The organism is Streptomyces sp. NPDC039424 (assembly GCF_055639495.1).
This window is the reverse complement of record NZ_JBVKAI010000012.1, coordinates 69,602-93,522: the sequence shown is the minus strand read 5'-3', so window position 1 is coordinate 93,522 and position 23,921 is coordinate 69,602. Positions and strand designations below refer to the sequence as shown.

Below are 23,921 nucleotides of genomic sequence, written 5' to 3'. Positions count from 1 at the left end.
ATCACTCTCGGCTAGGTCATTGGGCGCTGTCGGGTGAGGTGAAGGTCGGCTCCGGCCTACGGGATCCGGCGGAGATGTAGGTGGTGAGACGCTGGCCCGCGTCGTGCTCCGCGAGGGGGTGCTCGGGAAGAGGCCAGCGCAAGGAGGTGTAAAGCTGCTGCCGGTAAAGGTCGAAGCAGGACTCGACGAGTTCCGCATACACCCTGGCGGCGGACAGCAGAAAGCCGTAGTAGGTCGTGGCGGCGGCGATCAGAGACAGGGGAATCGCCCAGAGAGTCCACACCGACCAGACCAATGACACAGCGGCGCAAACCCATACCTGTGTGGTGAGGTGCATTGACCGGCGGATCGCGATCATCTCGTCTTTGACCGCGTCCGGAAGCAGTAGCCACAGCCGGGGCCAGCAGACGACGGGATCCAGACCGTAGTGAGCGCGCACCCGGTCTTCCGAGGCTCGCAGCACGTTGCCGAATCGGGTTGGCATCCTCCGCTTCGGGTCAAACGGGACCGACCGCACCCGTCGGGCCAGCCGGACACGCTCCGCTAGCACCTCGGCATCGAGGGAGGCTGCGGGGCGGGCGGCGAGGGGACGCAGATGCACGATATCGGCGTCGGCGCGTCGGCTAAGACGTTCCCGAAGCCAGCGGCGCGGGCCGATGACAGGCCAGTACCCCTCCAGGCAGCGGACGATCGGGCGGGAGAAGAACCGCAGCAGCAGGCCCGAGAGGGTGAGCAGCAGCAACAACCCCACCACAGCGATGCCCTGAACCAGAACGGGCAGATCCGTAAGCCCGGCCGTCCATACCCTCGCTGCACCCAACCAGCCCAGCCTCTGGACAGTGCCCCACCCCTCGCCCCGCAGCCAGGCGCCAACCCCGGCCAGCCAGAACAGGCAGGCTGGCGAGAACAGCGCGGTCAACCAGCGCTCGGCGAGCTTTCCGCCCACTCCCTTCCAGAAGTCACTCAGCACCGGGACGCCACCCGGCTGTCCGGTACGTCAAAGAGGCACCATCGCGTGGGCACCGCTCGGGTAACGGCTCGGGATCTCCGACATCGAGTACGGGCCACGCATAGTCGCACTGCGAACAGACGAGCCGGTCGAAGTCGGCGAATGCATCACCTTCCAGCGCCTGGAACGAATGACCGCTGGACCTCTCTCCGCCGCCAGGCTCATCCGGTTTGGTCTGCTGCGCTAAGGCGTTCTCGGTAGGCTCTGAAGGCTCGCCCTCGGGAGACGTCGCCGACTGCTGCCCACTCGCCCCGGCGCGCTCGTGCTCCAGACCCACTGCATCGCCCCCCGGTCCCTTGCTCAGCCCCTCCTATGAGAGTGCCATTCGCCGCCGAGGTCCAGGAGTGTCGCCGTAACTTCCCGGCTCTGACTCATATTGATCGGATGAGTCCGATTCACAGGCGTCTTGTGCCTTTCAGTCGCCCCGCCCCGCTTGGAGGGCGGGGCGTTCTCGCGTTCCTGGCACGGAGCTGCTCGTACCACGCACGCCCGGCACAGTTCGAGCACCATCAGGTCATACCGCAGCGCCAACAAGTCGAATCGCCGGGGCCCAGCGGTACTTCTGCTTCAGGGCGACGCTTGACCCTCAACACGCAGAACTTGACAGGGAACCGCAGGGCGTGCCGGGCCCGGTAGGTCTCGGGCATGCCGGTGACCGCGGTCCGCTCCTTCCCGAACCGTTTGATGATCGCGTCGTACACCTCCAAGCGGCGCTCGGACTCCACGTCGAGGTCGATGTCCGGCAACGACGTACGGCGCTCGCTGAGGAACCGCTCGAACAGGAGCCGGTGTTCGAGCGGGTTGGCGGTGGCGACGAAGAGGCTGTGGTTGACCATGGAGCCAGCGCCGGAGCCGCGCGCGGCGACCCGGATCCCCAGCGCCCGGGTGTCCGTGACGACCTGGGCCACGGCCGTCTCGGCCAGCAGACGGACGGCCCGGGCGGGGTCATCGCCGACGGCCCGGGCGATGCGGTCGGCTGCCGCCGCCATGGCGTCCGGGGCCTTCAGCCAGCGTTCGCCGCCGTCCAGGTGACGGCGGTCGACGGGCCGCAGCAGCCGGGCCGCGTCGAGAACGTCGGCCAGCCGGTGCTGGTCGGGGTCGGCGTAGCGGACCGCGTTCGTCAGCACAGTGCGTACGCCGAGCTGGTCGGCCAGGCCCACGGTGCGCGCGGCCAGCCGCAGTGAGCCCGCGCCGGTGCCCTGCCGTCCCAGGTATACGGCTTCCAGCCGCAGCTGCTCTCCGGCCAGCTCCCGCCACGGCGCGAGCATCTGCTCGGCGAGGTCGGGGCGGCCGGCGGACAGGGCCCGCACCGGTTCGGATGCCGGGCCGAGCAGCACCACCAGGTCCTGGTCGGCGTACGTGCGCAGGGCGGGCCAGGACACGACCGGCGCCGCGCCGTCGGCCTCGGTGTGCGCGGCGGACACCAGGCGGCACAGCCGTGCCCACCCGGCCGCGTTCTGCGCGAGCAGGGTGATCCGCAGCGGCGGCTCGATCACGTGCGCGCCGCCACGCACTGGCGTACGCCGCCGTCCGGCGGCCGGGTCGGGCGGGGCGAGCGGGGTGACGGCGACGTCGACACCGAAGACGGGGCGGATGTCGGCGGCCGTGGCGGCTTTGGCGAAGCGGACCGTGCCCGCGACGGTGTCGCGGTCGGTCAGCGCGAGCGTCGTCATCCCACGCTCGGCGGCGCGCTGCACGAAGGCGTCGGGGAGGGAGGCGCCGTAGCGGGCGCTGTAACCGGAGGCCACACGCAGATGAGTAAATCCACGGCTTCACACCTCCCGTCCTTCGCGTGCCCCTCCCTGACCTGTGTCCTCTCCAGGTATCCACCATACCCCGGAATCGCACAAGCGTACGAAAGAGTGAATTGATGCTGCCCCACGCCGAACACAAACCGGGATGCGCACCATCTGCCGACAGACGACGCTGGAAGCATGAAGGCCACCTGGTCCGGGATGATCCAATTCGGACTGGTCGCCCTGCCGATCAGGCTGTACGCGGCCACCGAGGAGCACCCCGTACGCCTCCGCGAGATCCACATCGCCGATGGCAGCCGCGTCGAACACCGCCGCTTCTGCAAGGCCGAAAACCGAGAGATCCCCTACGACCAAGTCGGCAGAGGCTACGCCCTGGCAGACGGACGCATGGTGCCCATCACGGACGAGGACCTGGCCCATCTGCCCCTAGCCACCAGGCGCACCATAGACGTGCTCGGCTTCGTCCCCTTCGAGGACATCGACCCGATCAGCTACGGCCGGCCCTACTACGCGGGCCCCGGACCCGGCGCCGACCGCCCTTACGCCCTGCTCGTCGAGGCACTCGCCCGCACCGGCTACGTCGCCATATCCAAGATCGCCCTGCGCAGCCGGGAACGCCTCGCCCTCCTCCGCCCCCGCCACGGCATGCTCATCCTCCAGACACTCCTGTGGCAGGACGAGTTGCGCGATCCCGGAGACCTCGCACCCTCCACCCCGGTCACCGACCGGGAACTCGAGCTGGCCGAGCTGCTGATCCGGGAACTCACCGGCATCAACGTCAGCGACGTCCACGACGAATACGCCCACGCCCTCGAACAGCTCGTAGACGCGAAGATCACCGGCGGTGCGCTCGTAGAGCCGGCGCAGCCCGCACCGGTTCTGGACCTGATGGCAGCACTGGAGGAAAGCGTCAGAGCAGCCGAGCGGGCGCACGGGAGCTCGCCGGCACGGCCTCGGTCGTAGTCCTGCCACGCCTGACCGAACCCCAAAACACCCGCGCCGGTTGCCCCGTGAGAGAGACTGAGCCCCTGCCCCTGCCGTCGAGGGCCGGGATATCGGTTGCTGTTCGCGCGCGGTCAACCGCCGCGCGGCGGGTCGCGGGTGTCTCGTTCGTTAGGCTCACGACAGCGCCTTTCCATGCTCTGGTGCGCTGCGGCCGGGCGGTCTCACTCACCGCTCGGCCGTTTCTTCTCCGCGACGGGCTTCTTCCAGGGCTTGGTGCCCCAGGCGCCCGCATGGCCGCGCTCGATGCCCTGCACCGTGCCAAGCGAAACCTTGATCAATCGCCTACGGTGCCGCGCTGGCCACGCAGGACACGCGTCACGAAGGCGCTGATCCCCCTGCTCCGCTGGCACCCGTCCGCATGCACGCGCGGCACGGCGGCCGGAGTCTGATGATGTGGACTTCCCCGTCGACGTCGCCCTCGCCGAACTCGTCCCGCCCCTGCCAGTCGGGGAGGGCTGGCGGTACGAGATGAAACTCGACGGCCACCGGACCGTCGTCTGGCGCGAGAAAGACACCGTCCGGCTCCAGGCCCACTCCGGGCGCGACGTCACCGCGGTGTGGAGGGACCTGGCCCTCGCAGCCTTCGAGATACTCCCGCCGGGCGTGGTCCTTGACGGCGAAGCCGTGATCTACGCCCACGGAAGGATCGACTTCGCGGCCGCGCAGTCGCGCGCCCTGTCCACCCCGGCCCGGGCGCGCCGTCTCTCCGAGGACCTGCCCGCCCACTTCGTGGCCTGGGACATCCTGCTCCACCCCGAACACGGCGACGTCCGGGCACGCCGGTACGACGACCGCAGGGCCCTGCTCGTCGACCTGCTGCAGGAGTACGACGTCCAGCCGCCGCTCCAGCTGGTCCCGATGACCGACGACCCCACGGTGGCCATGACCTGGTACCAACAACTCCCGGAGCAGGGCGTCGAGGGCATCGTCGCCAAGCGGGCCACCTCCGTCTACAAGGCGGGCCGGATCTGGAAGAAGATCAGGCATGCCGAAACCGTGGATGCCGATGTCGTGGGCTACACCGGGTCGGCGGCGCGGCCGCGGGCACTCGCGGTCCGTCTCCCGGGCGGCCGGATCGCGCTCACTCAGTCCCTGAAGGCTCCGCTCGCTGCCCAGGTCGCGGTGCACTTCGCTGCCAGCGGTCCACCCCGAAGCGCACGCACCCGGGCGGGGGAGACCTACACCACCGCCGCTCCCGGGCTGGTAGTTGAGGTCCTGGCCGGGACGACCCGGCACGCCGTAGTTACGGTCACCCGGCTGCGCCTCGGATGAATCGAACATCGACGAAACCGAGTTGCCGAAGCCCACCTCCAAGTCGCCTGAGAGACCGACCGGTTAGGGGAGAAGGTACGCGACGGAGCACCGGTCGCACTCCCGCCGACGTGGTCCCTGCGAACCCCGCCGATGCGCCGCATCGGGCGCTAGCATGGGCGGACATATTCAGGCTCAATGCCGGGTTCAGCCCCGACTCCCAGTGGCCGTCAGGCCGGGAGAGTCCGTATACCGTCCCCGAAGCTGCACAGCGGCCGAGGGGCGGGGCGGCGAAGGGTGAAAACGCGGACGGGAACCGACGCGCGTGCCGCAGACGCGGAGCGATGAGCGGAACTGAAGGTCTCCGAGAACTTGCGGAGTCCGGGCCTGTGTTCTGCCCGGACCAACCGGCTGGGCAGCCCGGACCATGTCAACCAGGTGTTGGCATCGCCATTTCGGAGGTCTTCGTGACCATCACCACCCCGTCCTCGTCCGATTTCGACGACGAGGACATCACTCCTTCGTCGACCGGGAGGGCCAATCCCTACCCGGGCGCCGACAAGAAGGAGTGGACCGACCGCTTCGCCGACGCGCTCGAGGCCGACACCCGCCTGCCCCGGTCACTGATCGACGCCATCACCTCGTACGTGCCTCAGCCCAAGCAGTACCTGCACCGTCAGGACGGCGTTTACCGTCTGAAGCCTCAGACGCTGCAGGAGGACAGCGGGCTCAAGATCCTGAGTGTCCGGGTCCACGGGTTCGCCGGCAGCCCGGGCGAGTACAACGAACGCATCCGCAGCGACTTCCACTCTCCTCTTCGTCCGGACGCGCGACCGGACCACGTCCTGCCCCCTCTGACCACCGGCCGTACGGCCGGGCGGCCAGCCCCGTTCCTCACCACCACCGATCCCGTGGATCTCAACCGGCAGGCGCGTCTGCTGGACCTGATGGACACATCCCTCAACACGGCCGACGGTGACCGGGGCTACCGTCTCGTCGAGGACATCGAGATCTACGGGCAGAAGGAAGTCACCCTGCACGCCCCGTTCGTGCGGCAGATCAGCGAGCAGACGGACACCGGCAGCCGCATTCGTGCCGTCCCCGACCTAACGGCAATCAAGGGCGCCAACCGTTCCAGGGCCCGGCTGGCCCTGTTCGGACTCTCGGTCCGGGACATCGTCTTCGGACTCCGCCCGTACGCGCACATGGGCATCTCGCGGGCGGACGACCCCAGGTCCGCGGATCCGACCTACTGGGTCCCGATCTTCGCGAGCCTCCTGAAGGACGCGTTCGACGACCCGGACCACCCCGGTCACACCATCGCCGTGCGTGCCCAGAACGTCGCCACCGTCCCGATCCAGATCATCGTCGGCGCCGGGAACCTCAACGGCTTCCACAACTCGGTGTTCGACCCCAACCGGGTCGATCACCGTCGCCCGCCCCTGGACTACAAGCTGGCCGAGAAGGCAGCGTCCGACCTCCGGGCAATCCTCCGCGAGGCCGTGAACTACGGCGAACTGGATGAGCCGGAAAGGGCGTGGCTCGCAGGCGAAGCCCCGGATCCGGCGCCGAAGGCCGGCGAGGACCTCGTCGATGCCCGAGACCGCCGGGACCGCACGTTGTACGACATCGTCTTCCCGAACTCGCCGCAGCGGCGCAAGCTCATCCGGAGGGTCCTGGGAGAACCTGCCCCCAGCCAGACCGGCCGCCGCCATGTGGACAACCGCATGCGCATGATCTCGGCAGTGGTCAGCGACAGTTACAGCCACCGGTGGAACCCCCGTGTCCTCGACGGACTTCTCCGGCCCAGCAGCATCAAGGACGGCACGACCTACGCGCCCGACGTAACCTGGGCTGACCTCCTCGCCAGTGCTGACCGAGGAGATGAGAAGGCTCTGGAGACCTTCATCGTCACACGAGGCATGCACTGGCTCGCCGAACACAAGATTGTCGAGGCCGACCGCGGTTCCGTCGGAGCGCAGACCCACGAGGTCGACGACGAGGCCGAAACCCGGCGTATCCGCCGGACGATGATCAGCGTGCGGGACGCCCTGAAGGTTCAGCCGAAGCGCACCATCGGTCTCATGCGGGAGCTCGCCCACGCGGCGAACACCCGGAGCGAGCCCAGGCAAGTGGATGTGGAGGGTCAGCCGCTGGACGGCACCCGCGCGTCGCGCGCCTGGTTCGACGAGGCCTTCCCGAAGACCTCCACTCGCCGTCGCGGGCCGCGTCCGGGCCCCTCGGACAACCCGGGCCAGCCGGACCCCACGCCGGAGCAGAAGCTCCTCGTAGCGCGTGACACCTTCGAGGCGGCGGTCACGCACGGACTCGTGAAGGCCTTCGCGGACGTCTTCAGCACGGCCAAGGAGCTCGACGACGCCGCGACCGAAGCTAGCGCTGTCGCACTGCCGGACAACCTCACCGACACCGTCACCAAGGTCCTCGGTGACGCCCTGGCCGCCGCCCGGAAGGACCTACGAGGGCTGGGAACGGTGCTGCAGGTCCTTCAGCACGGCGGCAGCGACCCCGCGGACTTTGTCTCAGAATGCGCGGTGTTCTTCGACGCGGAGGCCGGTCGGTGACCGGGCCGACGGCCCTTCCGGTGGGCCCCGTTCTCACGCATCGGGCTCTGGGGGCGCTGCCCCTGGCGGCCGGCCGCTATCTGGTGGCCGCCTACGCGACACCAGTCCCCTTCCACGACTACGAGGTCTTCACCGACCTAGGCGTGGTGACCGGTATCTACCTGGTCACCGATGCCGAGAATCACATCCGGTGGCTCGGGCAGGCCAGTCGCGACGACGACCTCAGCGCGCGCCTGGGTGAGCATCGGCGGAACCCGCACAAGCGAGCCGTCTTCACCCATGTACGAGTACTTCACCTCGAAGATCACACCCCGGGCGACGCGCTCAACGCCATCGAGGGAAAGTGCGCAGACCGGCTCAACCTTCGCGGAGCCATGAACCCACGGGTATGGCCTCGCGCGGATGAGTGGCTGCGCCTCGTGGCGTAGTTGAGCAACACAAGCACGGCGGGTCAGTTTCCGACCCGCCGCGCAATCCTTCCCAACCATCCTCCCGGGCGACTCCGGGGGAGTGTCAGGCGGCCCGCTCGACGTCGTCCTGGTCGAGAGCGGGTTCGTCCTTCTTGGGCGCCAGCACGGCGCCCTCGGCCTGCTTGAGGGCCTGCCGCGCGGCGACCAGATCGGCGCCCTCGACGCCGTGCTGCTTGCACAGCCTCCAGTGCTCGTGTCCCTGGACAGCCTCGGCCGCCTTGCGCAGGTCCTCCCACAGCCGGTCGTACGTCTCGGCGTCGGCCGCCTCCCAACCGGTCGTCGCCGGACGCCCGCGACGGTGCCACCGCTCCCGCTCATCCGGCCATCCGTCGTCCGCTTCCCGGGACCAGGGAAGCCGGGCCTGGTGGGCGTGGAGCGCGGCGTATAGGTCGGCAAGCCGGAGCTGAGCGGCGAGCAGGTCCTTCGGGAAGTCCTTCGCCTTGAACGGCTTGTCCTCGGCTGCTGGGGCGGGAGTGCTCATGCCCTGGATGCTAGTTCGACCCGCTGACAGCGTTGCGCACCCGCGGAGCCGTCACGCCCTCGTCCATCGGCGGCGGCAGTACGAAGGCCGGCTGAGGGGCCGAAGGGTTCGTCGGCTTCGCCATGGAGCCATTTTGGATGATCTGTCGAAGTGTCTTTCTTGCTCGGGTCCCCACGCGGCTCCCACAGGTCGGAGCCCTTGGCCCGGGGCACGGCAACCCGACCTGTGGGAGCGTGGCCGTCTACAGCTTTTTGCTCAGGAGGTCAGCGATGGCCTGAGTTCCGGTTCTTCCGCTGGTTCCAACAGTTGTCTCTGTTCCATATCGGAGATGGGGGCAGAGAATGGTGAGGGTGGGGAAGCATCGGTCTCTGTGAGGCGTCGTGAACGGGTTGTTGCACACAGGGTCCTCTGGCGCGCAGACAGTGAACGTTGGACCTGTGCCCGAAGGCACCTTCGGCCCGAAGAAGTCGTTGAACGGGTCTGCGAGCAGCCCGATGCCTGAGATTCGGTCCTTGATCCGGTTCCAGTCGGGGCGACGCGAGAGCACGTCCAAGGCCATGCGGATCACCCAGGCCCCCTGAGAGTATCCCGTGAGGACGATCTTCTGGGTGGAGCACTCAGTTGCCCGGGTGACGATGTCACCCTCCAGTTGCTCTACGCCTCCGCGCAGGCTGTCAGCATAGTTCTTCGCCCACGAGACGAGATTAGCTGTAGCCTCCGCGGTATTGCCCTCGGTCGCTCCTGCCATGCGCCAGTACTGCCAGACCTGCTTCTCGAACTCGCTCTGGTTGGGTTGCGACTCGAATGGAGCGACAGGGGCCGCCGCGTAGGGAAGCCCGTACACCAGCGCGCCCTTGCCCTTAAGGTCTTCCGCGATAGCGCCTGCGTTGGGACCCAGGTTCAGGTCGTAGGGGTTCTGCACAGCGGGTTCGCCAGAGCCTCGCACGCCGATCACCAACGGCTTCGAGCAGTCCAGGGGAAGGCCTGAAGTGGACGGGAGCGTCTGGGGGGCGGGACATGCCATGCCCGGAATCTGCAGGCGGACCCCCGGGAAGATCCAGTGTCCGTGGTCACTCGTCCCGTTCACCGGAGGGCTGGGGTGTTCACGAGCGGCTGCTTCGATCGCTTCCCGGTTGGCGTTGTAGATCTCGGTCCACCTCGTGGGATCGCCGAGGTACTTGCCAGCGATGTCCCACAGTGTGTCACCGCTCATGATCGTGTGTGTTGTGCACGTTGTGGGAGTCGGGGTGGTTGGCGCCGAGGGCTTAGGCGGTGCCACAGAAGGCGGCGTGGACGGCGGGGGCGCCACCGAGGGCGGTTGAGACGGCGGGGGGACGGCTGAAGGCGGAGGCGGCTGGGGCGGAGCCACGGTGTGCGGCGGCGGAGACGTCGTCGGAGGCGGAGCCACGAACGTCGACGGCGGCGGAGGGGTCGTGTGTTCCTCCGGCGGCGGAGGGGTCGTGATGCGCTCTTCCGGTGGCGTCGTGTGTTCCTCGGGGGGGGGCGGTGTTGTCTGCTCTTCCGGCGGGGGTGGCGTCGACGGGCCTTCGGGAGTGAATGTCACCGGCGGCTCTGCGGTTACGAGCGTCGACGGGGTAGGGCTGGGGGTTTGGGCTACGGCTGGGGTGCTGGATGCGAAGATCATGGCGCTGGCCGTCAAACCGGTCACCGTGGTCAGGGCTACTTCACGGGCCGGGCGTATTCGCGGCGGCTTTGGTCTCATGGTCGTCCCTCCGAAGGGGCTGCACTCAGAGTAACTATTCGTAACCATAAGTAGCCATATGGGTGACGGCCTTCTGGAGTAGTCCACTCGGGTGGGGCCGGGCCTGCGGTATCGCACTATGGCGGAGCCGTTTCGAACGTGCAGGCGACGGTTCGTCGGCATTCAACTGCTGTCGTCGACTCGGGCCTTCGGACGTGGCCCAGCGTTGCGAAGGTTGTATTCGACGAGGCCAGCCTGGTCGACGGTGGCGGTGTACCGCAGGGCAGCGCCGACGGTCAGGCCGAACAGATCGCAGATCCGGCGGGGATCGCCGCCGGTGGCCTCGGCCTCGTGAAGGAGGCGGTCCTCGCGGAGCCGGCGCGCAGGCATGCCGAGGACGCTTATACCGCCCAAGCGGCACCGGAGGCGTGATCGGCAGTCGTGCTGGAGATCCTGTTCACCCTGCGCTCGGGGCCTGCGGCGTCGCCAGGACGTCACACTGCGCTCCGGACTCGGCTACCAATCGGCCACCGGCCGCAGGGCCAGCGCCTCAGAGGTGCGCGCGTATTCCCACGAGTACAGGTGGTACGCCGCCTTGGGATCGTCGAGCGGGTGGTGCGACCGCAGGGCACAGACGAGCAGTTCGCTTTCTTCTACTCGGCCCGGCCACTCTTCCGAGGTCGACCTACCGTCCTTGTCGCGGTGCGGATTTCTCACGACAAGGCCAGTGACCCACTCCGTTGGCGCGTCGTCGGAATGCGCCTCCTCCAATTCGAGGTCGCTGTGCGAAACGACGTAACCGACGACCTCCAGCGGAACCGGTTCCTCGGGGTGATGCCGAATGACTGCCGGACTGCTCAGCGGACGGAAGTAGCTGAACGCCGCCGCGTCGAACTGCTCGAAGAGGTGCCGGATCGGCTGGAGGTCCACGGGGACGCCAGGCAACTGGAACGACAGATGACAGGCGTAGACGGATCGGAAGTGGTGGGCGGCGATGCTCGCGGTCAGGGTGTAGAAGCCTCCCCCCGGGCACGTGTCGAAGTAGGTGACCTGCTCGGTGTGATGCGCGTTGTCCAGGCTCTCTTCGCGCTTCTTCCAGCCACGCAGCGCCTCAACGAACTCCCGGGCACCGACGCCGTGCCAGTTCGCGCCGGACTGCTGGATGTTCCAGCGCGGCTCGGCACTGGTCCACCCCATCGAGTCCAGCCCGTACAGCAGCTCGACGATGCCGTCCTCGTTGAACGGGCTGACCGCGGCGTCGAGGCATACGCCGCTGCCACTGCCGAACGCCCAGTCCACGTCGGGTAGCTCCTGCACGAAGACGAACTCGCCGAACCCGCCCCCGGATGTGACGTACGGCAGCAGCTGCAGGTCGGCGTCGAGCAGCCGCACCTCGGCACCCGGCAGGCCTGCCGCCGGCCGACGACGCCGCCGGGGCTTCGGGGCAGCGGCCAGGTGCACGCGGCCGTGGGTGATCAGCTCCTCCCGCTTCACCTGCAGGAGGTTGACCAGCGACCTCGGCGTGCTCAGGACCCGCGTCAGCTCCTCTTCGCCGAGCAGCAGGATCGGCCCCTTGTCCCGACGCACCCGCAGGTCTTCCACCGCATCGTTGGTGAAGCCGTTCACGCTGATGATGACGCCGATGACGGCAGAGGAGGCGGCCCGGTCCATCCGTGACCGGATCCCGTCGAAGACGTCGACGTCGGCCGGCCCGTTGAGCCACTTCGCCTCGATCACGTACCAGGTGTCGCCGTAGCGGGCCATCAGGTCCGTCTGCCGCGGTTTGGCGACGGACGGGTTGCGCTCGACCCGGAAGTGCGCCTGCCTGAACAACTGCTCCAGCAGAGCCTCCAACTGGTAGCCCCGCTTGTGCGCGGACGGCAGCGCACCAAGCCGCTTGAAGTCGGCCAGCAGCGATCCCCAGAGCCTCGCTGGGTCCACCCCGACGTCACCCTCACCCGCGTTCCCCACATCAAGGCGAACGGCAAGCGCGTCCGGCGCGACCAACTCGACGTGCCCGACTCCTTCGGCGAGGGCGTGCTGTGCCTGATCGACCGTAACGGCAGCTACCCGTCCGCCTGTTCGGCCGTTCCCCTCGCCCCGAACAAGCTCCTGCACACCGGCCCCCTCGACGCTTTCGACAAGACCCAGGCCGGCATCTACCTCATCGACATCCCGCAGTGGCCCCGCACCGACATGCCGCACCCCCTGGGGCGGCTCATCGAGCGGTCCGACAAGCAGGGCCGCGTGTGGGTCACCACCCCGCACATCAAGCAGCTCGAGAAACTCGTCCGCGAAGGCCACCTCGCCACCGCGCCGACCATCCACGACTCCTGGACCGGGAAAGCCAACGAGTCGCTCTTCAAGCCCTTCTACGAAGCCACCCGCAAAGCACGGACCGAGCTCGTCCAGGCCGGCGGCGACCCCTACAAGGCGTACAAGACCCGGCTGTCCATTGCGCTGCGCCTGCTGTGGCCCAAGCGCGCAGAACAGCGGTCGCCGTTCTGGCGGCCCGACTGGCGCATGAGCATGGTCGCCGAGGCATCCGTCCGTCACTGGTCGGTGGCCTTCAGGGCGGTCCAGGAAGGCCACACGCTCCTCGCGCTGCGCAACGTCGACGCGGCCGTCTTCTGGACGCCTGACGGCACCCCGCCCGCCACGTACCGGATCGGCACCGGCTTCGGCGAAGTGAAGGCCAAGTTCGTCCAACCCGGCGAGATCATCCCCGAAGGTGACAACTGATGGCCGGGCCCACAGGTCACGGAGACTCCCTGGGCGCCGCCCTCAACGACCTCCTGCGCTCCCAAGTCACCCCCCGTCACCGGCTGTCCTCCTACACCGCCAAACACTGGCACGCCCAGCTCAGTCAGCTGACCGCAACACATCGCGGCTACCAGGCCCTGGAGGACGCCGGTCTCCACGTGACTACCAAGACCCTGATCAACTGGCTGTCGGACCCCGAGTACAACATCCGCCGCAGCTACCGGGACCTCATCCACACCGCCTACGAGAACGCCGCCGTCGTCCCCGCCGAACCGATCCCCGACCACGTCAAGAGGGGCCAGTTCGAGATCAGCGGCATCGTCAAGACGGGCGACGACGAACGCGAGCGTGGCAACCGGCGGGCGGCACCTCTGCGTATCGACGGCAGCCGGGGCAACTGGGACGAGATCGAGGAACTCTGGCTGGCCGGCGAGCTCACCGATGACCAGTTCGAAGACCACTTCGTCGACGACATCATCGTGGCGGACATCGGCGAAGGCACCGACGGATGGGAGTTTCCCGGTGCCTTGTACTCCGTCGAACTCAGGTAACAGCACACGCTGAGCAATCGAACTGCTGCCTGCAGCAGGCGGGTGTTCAGCGAGCGGGTGTGCCCAACGGCGAGGCGGCTCGCCGTAGAACAGAACCCGGACCCCGGTCCGTTCCGGAGACGACGAGGGCCGGTGAGCGCCGCTGCCAGGCGGCGGCCACCGGCCCAATCTCTCTGGCCGCGCGCCAATCGCGGCCCGATGAATCCCCGGATTGACGTGTCAGCAGCAATTCAGGGGCTGCGCTCGCGGGACCGTCCGGCCGCCCGAGCAACGCTGTCCATGATGCGTCCACATCTAGGCGCCCGTCCTGCTGCTAGCGGGGACGAAGTTGGAGCCAACCCTTGCCACATGGACGAAGCAGCAGGTCAGAGTCCCCGCCAAGACGTAGACGGATGCTGAGCCAAGGCCAGAGGCGTCCGTGAAGGCGCTCCAGTTACGGCAGTCTGATTCATGGCGGTCCCCACGCCACTGCACCGGACTGTTCGCCATCAGTTCCGAGGCTGCACGGACCACCCGAATCGCGATCGCGCCCGGGGCGGCACGCCAACTGCCCTGCGATCCCCCAGATTCGCCATGTCAGCAGCAAGGGCGCCGCCGCCGCGGCCGCCCCCTTGACTCAGGAGGCCCTCATGCCCCAGAAGAACGCCGAGACGTCCGCGTCCAATCCCATCTCCGACGGTGCGACGTCGCCGAGCCCGGCGGTACCGGCCCGCTTCGGCATGCCGCAGGCCCTGGTGCTCCTCGGCTTCGTCGCGGCCGCCGTCGTGCTGCGCCTGGCCGCGGGCATGAGCATGCACGACTCCGTCACGCTGCTGGCTGCCGCCGGCGCGATCGGCGTCGCCGTGCTGCTCGCCGTCGGCTTCCCGCGCGGCGGCGGGGGACGCGGCCTGTTGCGGCGCGTGCTGAAGGCCGCGCTGACACCCGGCTCCGGCAACTGACAGGCGGACGATCATGGCACGTCCGGAAACGCCGGTCGACCACACCGTGCCCGCCCTCGGCATGCTCGCCGAGCACCTGCGCCAGCTCCGACGTACGGCGGGCCTTCCCTCCTACGATGAACTCGCCGTACGGACCAACTACTCGGCCGCCCATCTCAAGCGGGCGGCCAGCGGCAGAATCCTGCCTGCTCGCCCGGTGATGCTCGCGTATGTGGGGGCGTGCACGGGGGGCAGACCGTCCGTGATCACCGAGCTCTGCTACTGGGAGGCCGTGAAGGCAGTGGCGCAGGCCAAGCAGGACTCCCGCCGGTCCACTGTCCGGCCCAAGCCGCAGTTCGTCAGAGACGTCGCCGATCTCAGCGGCGCCCTGCGCGACGCCTGGGCATACGAGGGCCGCCCGGAGTCGCGGAGGATGGAGCAGTCCTCCAGGCGGCTGCCGCGCAGCACCGTTCATGCCATCACCACCGGCCGTACCGTCCCCCGAGACTTCCGGCAGTACGTCGCCTTTCTGCGGGCCTGCGGGATCGACGACGAGCCTCTGGCACCCTGGTTCCGTGCCTGGTTCAAGGTCTTCGGTCGGCCATCCGCCCAGGCCGTGGCCACCGCACTGGAAACCTTGGAAGCGCGCTACGACACTCTGCTGACCTACCTCGTCGTGTACCTCGAAGAGGCGTCGCCTTCCGGGGAAGACCGGCAGCACCTGGTGGACATCATGCAAAAGTACGCATGGGAATCCGATTGGACGGTGGCTCCCCCGGACGTGACCCGGCTCCTCGAGCCCGTCATACGCACGCCCATGCCCTGAATGGGGTCAGCGAGCGCTAGCTATTTCAAGGCGTCGCAACCATCACGGGCCGTAGGCTCACAAAGCATGGCCGGTCGGTGATGCGGCCGTGCGGGGCACACGCTTGGGAGACGAGGGGGAATCAGCAGGGTGGAGGATCGGGGGCGTGGGCTGCTGGGGCTGTACGGCCAGTGGCGCAAGGGGGAGTCGGACGAGGATTTTTCCCAACTACTCATCGATATCGTGTCGACGCCGCTAGTCCAGTCCGTGGCGTGGGACTCCGTACATTTTTAGAGGCCGTGCGAGGCGATGGACATGGAGATCGCGCCCAGCAACATCAACAACACCCGACTGAAGCTAAAGCGGCTGACGGAGCGCGGAATCCTGGTCGAGACCGAGCAGGGGCTTGTTCACCCAACCGCGGCTGTAGCCGCCCGGCGACGCCGCGGCCAGCCCGCTGGGGCTTCCTCGGTAAGATCCCGAGCGAACAGGATGGCGTCGGTAATGTCTCATACGCGACGTCAGTAGGCTTGATTACGATTTCCATGTCTGAGCCGGGGTCGGGCGGTACGTCTCCGGGGATATACCATCCCCGCGTACGCGGGGCCGACCCTTGGATACCGTGCCACATCGGGTCGAGAACGTAACCATCCCCGCGCGCGGGGCCCGACTTACCCCCAACATCCAAGAGGCGTTACGCGGAAGGACCATCCCCGCGTGCGCGGCACCGACTCATCATGTCTCCTAGTGATGTTGCCACTCGACGGACCATCCCCGCGTGCGAGCGAAGCAGGCCAAGCTCACGCTATGGGCAGGGAGCGGGTCTCGATGCAGGCCTTCCTCAATAGGCAAGAGAGCGGTCGTCAAACCGAAATCGGTGCGACTCCGACGGGAAAAGCGACCTCACAGGAGATGGAGGAATCGCCAAATGACCACAAATCTCTCTACCGCACACCCGTCCGATCCAAAGTCCGCACTGATTGACATCGAATCCGTTGTCGCCGGCAAAAAGGCGGTAATATCGGGCGACGACAGTAGCATCATAGCTATGGTTCAGGAGGCGATCAGGAGCGGAAGGTCTGTGACTTTTTATGTTTCTCGGACGCAAGGTCAGGCCATACTGCGCTGGTACTGGACCCCCAGGAGAATCGCCGAGGTAGGAATAGAGCTTGTCTCGGAAAGAGAAAAAGAAAGGATTGAGTCTGAGCTCCACGTGAAAGACATTGGAGATCTCTACTCCAATAATATTCAATGCTCCTGTGGAGCCATGTATGGCGCATTCGAGTTCATACAACAGGGCATTCATGAACACGGAATGGAGGCGATCAAAGCGATTCTGGAACTCAATGACACCACCTCGGTAATTCGGGTCAATCCGAGCACTCGGGCTATTTGCCCTCAATGCAACCAGATGTTGCTCACGCCTCACTACTACAATTGGGCTGCGGGTAAATATTTGTGCTGCGATGAACGTTAGCCTCGATCTTTCATGATCATGGGTGATGACCTCCTGCACTCCTCTTGATCTTCGTTGGGCGTGTATTCGGCCTGTTGGCATGCTGAAGCGACGCAAGGGCTTGTTCAAGCAGCGCGGAATCCGACGTATGCACCGCGAAGTGGAGATCGCCCAGCGGCTGGGCGCCAACCCCCACGTCATGCCCGTGCTCGATTTCGATCCCGGCTACGAATGGTTCGTCATACCGAAGGCCGACGACAACGTCGAGGACAGACGTCTCGAGCTGCAGGAGCCGGGCCAGCTGCGAGCCATGGTGGAGGCCGTCGCCGCCGGCCTGGCCGATGCGCACCAGCACGACTGGATTCACCGTGATATCAAGCCTGGCAACATCCTGCTCCTGGACGGGCGTTGGGTGGTCGCGGACTGGGGGATCGTGCGCCGCCCCCGAGGACAGACGAGCACAGCCGGCCTGTTGACCACCACAGGTATCGGCACCGACGGTTTCGCGGCACCGGAACAGTTCATCGACGGCCACGATGTGACTCCCGCCAGCGACATTTACAGCGTCGGCCAGCTCATCGGCTGGATTCTCACCGGGATCTGGCCCCAGACCAACAGGCCCCTGCTTCCCGAACCGGGACCGTGGTACGGCGTCGTACGCCAGGCCACCCAGCTTGATCCCAACCGCCGCCCCCAGGACATGCGTGCCTTCCTCGATCTAGTCGACCGCGAGACGGATGCCGGAAGCGAACTGCCCATCGTGCGCGCCCAGCGCCTGCTGGAGGCCGCCGACAAGACGAACGACACCGTCGCGGCCTCCCAGCTGCTCACCCTCGCCGCCGACCAGCCCGACTCCTACGAGCTGTACCTGGACGTCCTCACCAAGTTGAAGGTCACGACCGCCAGGAAAGCCTTGCTCGACAACGCCGACCAGACGGCCGCCGTGGTCCAGGCCCTCACTCGGCATGCGGCCGCCGACGACTGGCCCACCTGGCAGGAGGCTGACCGAGCCGTGTGGTGGCTACTCGATGTCGCCCGCCTCGCAGGACGCGAGAAGAAGTGGGCCCTGCTCGACACGGCCGTTCAGGGCATGTGCGACTGGGACGGTCGATTCGACCGGTGGAAACCGCAGGACGACATCAAGGACTGGATGCGCGAGCTCACGGGGCAGGCCGCGAACGTCGTTGCTTCCGCGCTGCGCGCCCAACCGGAAGGAGCACGGCACCTTCACGAACTGGCGGACGACCGACGAGTCGACCAGGCCATCCGAAGCGCCGTCTACACGCCCTGAGCGGCCTGTGCAGAGGCATTGATCAACCACGCCGCGAGTCATTACGGTGTGTGAGTGGATGATGACGAGGGGGATCGCTTCTCCGACGCAATTCGGCTTCTGCTGCTCATCGCGGCGGTATCCGATCCGTTGAACGAAGCAGAGCAGCAGGCCGCACCGAAGGATGCGGTGGCCGTGCTGCGCGCTGAGGGCCGCCTGCAGAAGCTCGACTTCTGGCTCCGCAACCCGGACTACCTGGCCGATGAGCTTCTCAACGACTACGAGCGCGAGAAGGAGCCCATCAACCTGGAGCTGGCCGGCAGCATCCTGGATTCGGACGAGCCGGAGATCTGCGCAATCCCCATGCTGCGCTACCTGTTCGGAGCATTCGAGTACATCGACCTGGCGATGAGCATCCTGGCTGTCCCGCGGCTGGTGGTGGTCGTGCCGCGGCGCACCGCCAAGCGGGTGCTGCAGGACAACTACTACCTCACGGCCAAGGGCCGCGAGCTCGCCGAACGGGCGACAGAGCAGTTCCCGGTCCTCGCCTGGTACACCGAGCGCGCCCGCCTCGTCCGGGCGCTCGCCGAGGCCACAGGGCACTCCGCCCTGGCGCTGCGTAAACGGCAGTACTTGCAGCGCGACTACGCCGAGACCCCGCTGAACGAGTTCATCCCGTCGATCGCCGACCGGGCCCGCGCGCGCCTGGCCCGGCTGCGCGCCGAAACAGAGCAGGGGGACGCCGCGTGACCACAAAGCCTTTGCCCGTGCCGTCCGACGGTGAGCTGTACGAGCAGATCGCCGCCCGCGTGCCGTCCGCTGACGTGGAGAGGGCCCGTGGCGTTCTGTCTGCCCACGGCATCCAGTTGACCAGCCCGCTGCCCGCGCGCCGGCACCTGGTCGTGCATCGGCTGTACTGCGAGGGCATCAAAACCGATACGGACGACAACGACGGCCCCTTCACCGTCGACATGACGCTGGGGCCGGGCCCGTGGGCCATCGCCAGCACCCTGAACAATGCCGGCAAGTCGAGCCTTCTGTGGGCGCTGAGCTACGCCCTGCGGGGGGACGGCTTCAAGCCCTTCCGCCGGTCGGAGACAGTGGACTGGTTCTCCTACATCCGTGCGGATATCGAGGTCGCCGGCGTCGTCGCCTCCATCCGCCTGACCTTCGACAAACCCGAGCGCCCCAGCTGCCGGCTCCTGAGCGCCGACACCCTCGAGCACCTCACAGCCCTCGACGGCTCCCAGGAGACCGGTCCCGGCGTACGCGTGGCGGCCACTGCGGAGCCCGGCGGCGTCAAGGAGCTCATCGACCGCTTCATGCTCGATCGCTTGGGACTGCGACCGCTGTCCCTGTGGGCCGCCGAGGCGGGCGCTCCGAAAGACGCCGACGGCAACCGCGACAGCACGGAGCAGGTGCACGGCTGGGCGAGCTACTTCTATGCCATTGCGCTAAACGCAGGGAACTCCAGCACCCTGCTGGGCCCAACGTCGTACAACCAGCTCCCCGTGAAGCTGATGCAGCTCTTCCTCGACGTCCCCTACGCGTCCGAGCTGACCCAGCTCAACACGGCCCGCAAGAAGGACACCCAGGAGAGCAACCGCGTTCAGCGCCGGGCACGCGAGGATACCAAGGCCCGCGAGCAGCAGACCGAGCCGCTGCGCCAGGCGCTCAGGGCTGCCGAGGAGAAGGCGGCGACCTTGGAAGCGGGCCAGCCTGACCTGACGGGCCTGCTCGCCGACGTCGATGCCGCCGCACGACGGCTCGCCCACGACCAGGCGGCTCTCCAGGAGGCTGAAGAAAGCCACGCCCTCGCGCACAAGGCTCGTCTCAAGGACGAACGAGCCGTCCGCCGGGCCCAGCAAAGCCGTGCGGCCCGAGCCCTTCTGGGAGCGCTGGAGCCGGAGGCCTGCCCGCGCTGCGACCACGAGATTGATGACGCCCGGCGTACCGCGGAAGAGAGCGAACACCGGTGCTCGGTGTGCGCGAGCCCTCTGCCGGAGGTGGAGGACGACCCAGAGGCGCGGGCAGCGCTGCTCAGCCGACTGGAGGACCGGGTGAACGCCTCCCGCACGGCTGAAGACACTGCCCGGCTGGCTGTCGAGACGGCCAGCGTCGCCTGCGACAACAGCCGTGCCGCGTACGACCTGGTGAACGCCCGCCTTACCGCGGCACGCTCCGGCAACTGGTACACCCGCCTCGAATCCGCCCGGGAGGACGTCTACCAGCTGCGCGGCGCTCTGGCAGTCGCCACCGGCAACGGGACCGGATTGCCGGAGGTGGTCGGTGACTACGTCACCGCAACGACGAGCCCGTCGGACACCGAGGACGACACCGACGACAGCGACGCCATCTTGAAGGCGGCCGCCGAGGTGTTGTCGACTGTGGTCGCCGACCACAGCAAGGCCCTGTTCGCCGACCTGAACAGTGAGATCGTCGCCATCGCCCACGACCTGGGCGTGGCCAACCTGACCAGCGTCGACCTCAACCTGGCGGGACACCTCAACGCCCGCAAGACCGGCAAAAAGCACCCCTTTGAAGCATTCAGCCCTACCGACCGCCTGCGTATGCGTATCGCGGCCATCGTCGGCATGATCAAAGTCGGCCGTAAACGGGGCATCATGTCCCACCCCGGTCTGCTGCTCATCGACGCGCCCACAGCCGAGGAGCTATCCCACGAGAACGCGCGCCAGTGCATCAAGACCCTCTACGAGACCGCGGCAGACGACCCCGGCATCCAGATCGTGATCACGTCGATCGACGACGCGGTTTGGGAGTTCTACCCCGAGGACCGTACCGTGACCGGTCCTGACAAACGCCATCTCTTCTAGGCCAGGCCACCAGGACTATCCAGCAACGACGAGAGAGGCGGAGGGCATCGTGCACGTCATCGACGAGCGCCTGGCCCAGTGGGCCGCGCACGCCTCCCGCCCCCAACTGCGCGCCGGCCCGACAGTGGAGGACCTCGGCGGCTTCGACGCCGTACTCGCCGCCGCGGACCACCTCGCCCAAGGCCCTTTCCTGGCCCACCTCATCCAGGCGACCGCGCACCACTTCGAAGCCTTCGGCACGGAAGCGTGCAAACCGCTGTACGACGCCGTCCTCGACGGCCTGCGGACCAACAACAACCACACGGCCATGGCCAGCGCCACCGACGCCCTCGCCAGCCGCCCGGCCCTGGCACGTGAACTCGGCACTCCACTGACACGCGTGCTGCTCGCCCGCCTCCAGCAGGCCCAGGACGCCGGTGACGACCTCGCTGCGGCCCTCATCGGGGTGGAAGCTGCGGACTGTCTCGTCCAGCTCACCTTGGCCGGCGTCACCAAGGCCGCACGCCTCCTCGGTGCCATGGACGAAGCAACCGAGGACCCAGCTGCACTTCCCGAGGCCATGGCCACCCGCCTGCCCCGCCTCCTCGGCGTCCTCGACGCCCACCATCCCGGCGCCGGCCTCCGCGAAGCCCTCGAACGCTGCCTGATGCTCGACCACACCTGCCGGGACGCCGCCTTCGAGCTCGCCCTCGGCGACCTGCGCCAGGCTCTGGAACAAGATCAGTACGCGCCCATGGCTGAGCAACTCCGCAAAACCCAGGACCGGCTGGCCGAACTGATCACCCTCGACCCCGACCGCCTGGACGCTCAGCTCTACCACGCCGCCATCGAAGCCGTCCTCGGCCTGTCCGCCCCCGACGCCCCCGCACGCGTCCACAGCGCCGCATCCACCCTGCGCGACACCCTCCACCTCTATCGGGACTATCGCTACCGCACCCGCACCCCGACCTGGGCACGACCACGCCAGGACGACGTGATTGCCTGGTCCGAACTCACCGTCCTGCTCGACGGCGCCGCCGCGCACCTCGCACACGATGACCCCTGGTACGAAGGCGGCCATGGCATCCTCACCGCACTGCTCCGCGCGTACACCGCGCAGAACACGGTCGCCGTCCTCACAGACACCCCAGCGGCCGCCACCGTGGAGACCCTGGTGGCGCCCGTCATCGAGGACGCCTTCCTCCAGCACGAGCACCGGCAACGTTTCCTCCAGCACGCCCTGGCCCACGACGAGGAACTGCGCGACGATCCCGCGGCTCAGCGACTCCATGCCTCTCTCCTCCAACGCGCCACGATCAGCGAGAACTCCACCGATCAGCAGGCGGGTGATCGGGGAAAAGCGCGACGCTGGCAGCGGCTGGCACACCAACTCGAGGACGACTTCGCCGCGTTCGTTGACCAGACGCCGGAGCACGTCCTCGACCGCCTGGAGCTCGGCCTGCGCACCCACGATGACGTCCTCGCGGCCATCGCCGATCCCAAGTACGGGCGCCTCCGAGCCGGACTCCTCAGCCGGCTGAAAGCCTCGCGCGACTGGCTTCCGGGCATCGCCGACGAGTTCACCGCTCTCCTGGAAACCACGATCCGCTACGCCTACCTCTGCTACGACATCGGCCGGAAGATGGGCGGCTCCTACACCGAGTACCTCCGCAAACGGGACAAAGACGGCAAGAAGCAGAAAGTAGACGAAGCGCTATTCCACCAGCACTACCGGGAAGTCCTGCAGTTCTCAGCGCTATTCGGCGTCATCAACTCAGAAGTAATCGACAAGGCAGGCGGAAGAACCGACATTCTCGTCTCCTTCGGCGCCGTGCAATTCAACGTTGAATGCAAGATCGAAGAATACGACGCCAGCGAAACCGCACTACGCCAATACGTCGCCCAAGCCACCGAATATCAAAACGCGAACGCTGGCTTCGCCATCCTGCTCGCCCTGGACAAGACCGTCGACGCCGAAGGCGCCGCTAACCTTTTCGACAGTATTTGGATCGAACCCGTCCAACGTCCTGGCGAATCCGAACCATGCCTCGTCGTCATCATCCGCATTCCAGGAGGCCGCGAGAACCCCAACCTGCTGCGCCCTGCCCCCGCTCCATAGCCGCGGCAGCGCCCACCGGCAGCACTCCCACGGTGAGTGGAGCTGCTGATGACCGCAGAGGCCTATCTCACGCCGCTGCCGTCGTCTTCGGAAGCGGGACAACACGGCTGGCGGGCATACTGGAGAGGCGTACTTTCGCGTAAAGGTGCGGCGATGCCCCGGCGGGACGGCCGGGGCACCACTGCGTCTCGGGCTGATCAGGCGACCGCGTGGCGACCGCCCTTGCCGGGCTTGGGCGGCCGCTTAGCGCAGCCCGGCACGTTGATCGGGGGTGGGCCGCCGACAGCGAGCTGCTGGGTCATCTCCTTCTCCAGGTCGTGCTGCGACTCGTAGCCGGCCAAGGCCGGGTTAAGGGCGTAGCGGTGGCCGCGGCCGCCTCCGGAGCGCAGCACGATGCCGCGATCGACCAGCAGTGCCAGGGCGGCCCAGGGAAACGGGATCGCTCTGGCCCGCATCATGAAAGCGCGATGCTACCGTCCGACTGTGATCGCCCACCGAACGTTTGAGGGAGCCATTACACTCACCGTTCCTTGTTCGCGGGTGCGCTTCAGGTTCAGCTGGTTGTAAGTGCTGCTGACTTCACCGCCAACGCAATTCAGCGGGAAACTCAGTCCGACTGGTTTGATCAGGACCGTCAGTTTCCCCTTACCCTGGCAGTTCACCAGGATTGACAGCGGTCCGGCTTTCAGCCCGCCCTGTATGTCCATTTCCTGGTTGCCAGCAGCGTTCACTGCTTTAGCGACGACCTCTCCGTCTGGCAAGGTCGGCGCCTTGGTTACGGATTCACCGGGGATGTGCTCGGCGCGATCAGACGTTGGTGACTGTGCCGACGGCGAGGAAGGGGAAGACGTGTGGCGGCTATCCGGGGTTTCGCCCTCGTTGTTGGTACAGCCGACGGCGAGTGCGGCAACAGCGGCCAGCGCCGCTGCGGGCATCAGCTTTCCCACAGGTACCACCCACCCGGAAGGGG

Annotated in this window: 20 protein-coding genes and 1 pseudogene; 14 read left to right on the top strand and 7 right to left on the bottom strand. The window is 67.3% G+C overall.

Annotation, left to right across the window (positions count from 1 at the left end; translation table 11 throughout):
• Window positions 1-16 precede the first annotated feature (16 nt).
• Window positions 17-970, bottom strand: a complete 954-nt coding sequence (locus ACZ7L0_RS27150) for a hypothetical protein (RefSeq protein WP_471245185.1) — start codon at window positions 968-970, stop codon at window positions 17-19.
• Between the two features lie 650 nt (window positions 971-1,620).
• Window positions 1,621-2,757 (bottom strand): annotated as a pseudogene (locus ACZ7L0_RS27145) (PHP domain-containing protein); the annotation flags it as partial.
• A 186-nt stretch (window positions 2,758-2,943) separates the two neighbouring features.
• Here ACZ7L0_RS27145 and ku point away from each other — a divergent pair.
• The 4 genes from ku (at window position 2,944) to ACZ7L0_RS27125 (ending at window position 8,032) form a co-directional block, all read left to right on the top strand.
• Window positions 2,944-3,729: a non-homologous end joining protein Ku gene (gene ku / locus ACZ7L0_RS27140; RefSeq protein ID WP_471245184.1), complete on the top strand. Its 786-nt coding sequence runs from the start codon at window positions 2,944-2,946 to the stop codon at window positions 3,727-3,729.
• A 435-nt stretch (window positions 3,730-4,164) separates the two neighbouring features.
• The gene (locus ACZ7L0_RS27135; protein ID WP_471245183.1) at window positions 4,165-5,043 is read left to right on the top strand and encodes an ATP-dependent DNA ligase; all 879 of its coding nucleotides are present in this window, start codon (window positions 4,165-4,167) and stop codon (window positions 5,041-5,043) included.
• A gap of 446 nt (window positions 5,044-5,489) precedes the next feature.
• Window positions 5,490-7,604 (top strand): hypothetical protein, encoded by a 2,115-nt coding sequence (locus ACZ7L0_RS27130; RefSeq protein ID WP_471245182.1) that lies wholly within the window; start codon window positions 5,490-5,492, stop codon window positions 7,602-7,604.
• Window positions 7,601-8,032 (top strand): hypothetical protein, encoded by a 432-nt coding sequence (locus tag ACZ7L0_RS27125; protein ID WP_471245181.1) that lies wholly within the window; start codon window positions 7,601-7,603, stop codon window positions 8,030-8,032. The genes ACZ7L0_RS27130 and ACZ7L0_RS27125 overlap by 4 nt, the downstream gene beginning before the upstream one ends.
• Window positions 8,033-8,117: 85 nt before the next feature.
• Here the strand turns inward: ACZ7L0_RS27125 and ACZ7L0_RS27120 are convergent, their stop codons facing one another.
• Window positions 8,118-8,555 (bottom strand): hypothetical protein, encoded by a 438-nt coding sequence (locus tag ACZ7L0_RS27120; RefSeq protein ID WP_471245180.1) that lies wholly within the window; start codon window positions 8,553-8,555, stop codon window positions 8,118-8,120.
• 241 nt (window positions 8,556-8,796) lie between these two features.
• Window positions 8,797-9,768, bottom strand: coding sequence for a cutinase family protein (locus ACZ7L0_RS27115; RefSeq protein ID WP_471245179.1), 972 nt, complete (start codon window positions 9,766-9,768; stop codon window positions 8,797-8,799).
• A 648-nt stretch (window positions 9,769-10,416) separates the two neighbouring features.
• On the opposite strand from ACZ7L0_RS27115, the gene ACZ7L0_RS27110 reads away from it, so the two are divergent.
• Complete coding sequence (locus ACZ7L0_RS27110) at window positions 10,417-10,689, top strand: hypothetical protein (protein WP_471245178.1); 273 nt, start codon at window positions 10,417-10,419, stop codon at window positions 10,687-10,689.
• A gap of 84 nt (window positions 10,690-10,773) precedes the next feature.
• Here the strand turns inward: ACZ7L0_RS27110 and ACZ7L0_RS27105 are convergent, their stop codons facing one another.
• Window positions 10,774-12,264, bottom strand: a complete 1,491-nt coding sequence (locus ACZ7L0_RS27105) for a restriction endonuclease (RefSeq protein ID WP_471245177.1) — start codon at window positions 12,262-12,264, stop codon at window positions 10,774-10,776.
• Between the two features lie 6 nt (window positions 12,265-12,270).
• On the opposite strand from ACZ7L0_RS27105, the gene ACZ7L0_RS27100 reads away from it, so the two are divergent.
• The 9 genes from ACZ7L0_RS27100 (at window position 12,271) to ACZ7L0_RS27060 (ending at window position 22,951) form a co-directional block, all read left to right on the top strand.
• On the top strand, window positions 12,271-12,999 hold the full coding sequence (locus ACZ7L0_RS27100) for a hypothetical protein (protein ID WP_471245176.1): 729 nt from the start codon (window positions 12,271-12,273) through the stop codon (window positions 12,997-12,999).
• Complete coding sequence (locus ACZ7L0_RS27095; RefSeq protein WP_471245175.1) at window positions 12,999-13,571, top strand: hypothetical protein; 573 nt, start codon at window positions 12,999-13,001, stop codon at window positions 13,569-13,571. The genes ACZ7L0_RS27100 and ACZ7L0_RS27095 overlap by 1 nt, the downstream gene beginning before the upstream one ends.
• A gap of 629 nt (window positions 13,572-14,200) precedes the next feature.
• Window positions 14,201-14,509, top strand: a complete 309-nt coding sequence (locus tag ACZ7L0_RS27090) for a hypothetical protein (RefSeq protein ID WP_471245174.1) — start codon at window positions 14,201-14,203, stop codon at window positions 14,507-14,509.
• 13 nt (window positions 14,510-14,522) lie between these two features.
• Window positions 14,523-15,314 carry a helix-turn-helix domain-containing protein gene (locus tag ACZ7L0_RS27085; protein WP_471245173.1) on the top strand — a complete coding sequence of 264 codons (792 nt, stop codon included), beginning with the start codon at window positions 14,523-14,525 and terminating at the stop codon, window positions 15,312-15,314.
• A 907-nt stretch (window positions 15,315-16,221) separates the two neighbouring features.
• On the top strand, window positions 16,222-16,770 hold the full coding sequence (locus ACZ7L0_RS27080; protein WP_471245172.1) for a hypothetical protein: 549 nt from the start codon (window positions 16,222-16,224) through the stop codon (window positions 16,768-16,770).
• Between the two features lie 79 nt (window positions 16,771-16,849).
• The gene (locus ACZ7L0_RS27075) at window positions 16,850-18,040 is read left to right on the top strand and encodes a protein kinase domain-containing protein (RefSeq protein ID WP_471245171.1); all 1,191 of its coding nucleotides are present in this window, start codon (window positions 16,850-16,852) and stop codon (window positions 18,038-18,040) included.
• 54 nt (window positions 18,041-18,094) lie between these two features.
• Window positions 18,095-18,769, top strand: coding sequence for a hypothetical protein (locus ACZ7L0_RS27070; protein WP_471245170.1), 675 nt, complete (start codon window positions 18,095-18,097; stop codon window positions 18,767-18,769).
• A 17-nt stretch (window positions 18,770-18,786) separates the two neighbouring features.
• Window positions 18,787-20,853 carry a hypothetical protein gene (locus ACZ7L0_RS27065; protein WP_471245169.1) on the top strand — a complete coding sequence of 689 codons (2,067 nt, stop codon included), beginning with the start codon at window positions 18,787-18,789 and terminating at the stop codon, window positions 20,851-20,853.
• A gap of 49 nt (window positions 20,854-20,902) precedes the next feature.
• Window positions 20,903-22,951: a hypothetical protein gene (locus ACZ7L0_RS27060; protein WP_471245168.1), complete on the top strand. Its 2,049-nt coding sequence runs from the start codon at window positions 20,903-20,905 to the stop codon at window positions 22,949-22,951.
• A gap of 197 nt (window positions 22,952-23,148) precedes the next feature.
• On the opposite strand, the gene ACZ7L0_RS27055 is transcribed toward ACZ7L0_RS27060, so the two are convergent.
• Window positions 23,149-23,409, bottom strand: a complete 261-nt coding sequence (locus ACZ7L0_RS27055) for a hypothetical protein (RefSeq protein ID WP_471245167.1) — start codon at window positions 23,407-23,409, stop codon at window positions 23,149-23,151.
• A 12-nt stretch (window positions 23,410-23,421) separates the two neighbouring features.
• Window positions 23,422-23,898 (bottom strand): hypothetical protein, encoded by a 477-nt coding sequence (locus tag ACZ7L0_RS27050; RefSeq protein ID WP_471245166.1) that lies wholly within the window; start codon window positions 23,896-23,898, stop codon window positions 23,422-23,424.
• Window positions 23,899-23,921 lie beyond the last annotated feature (23 nt).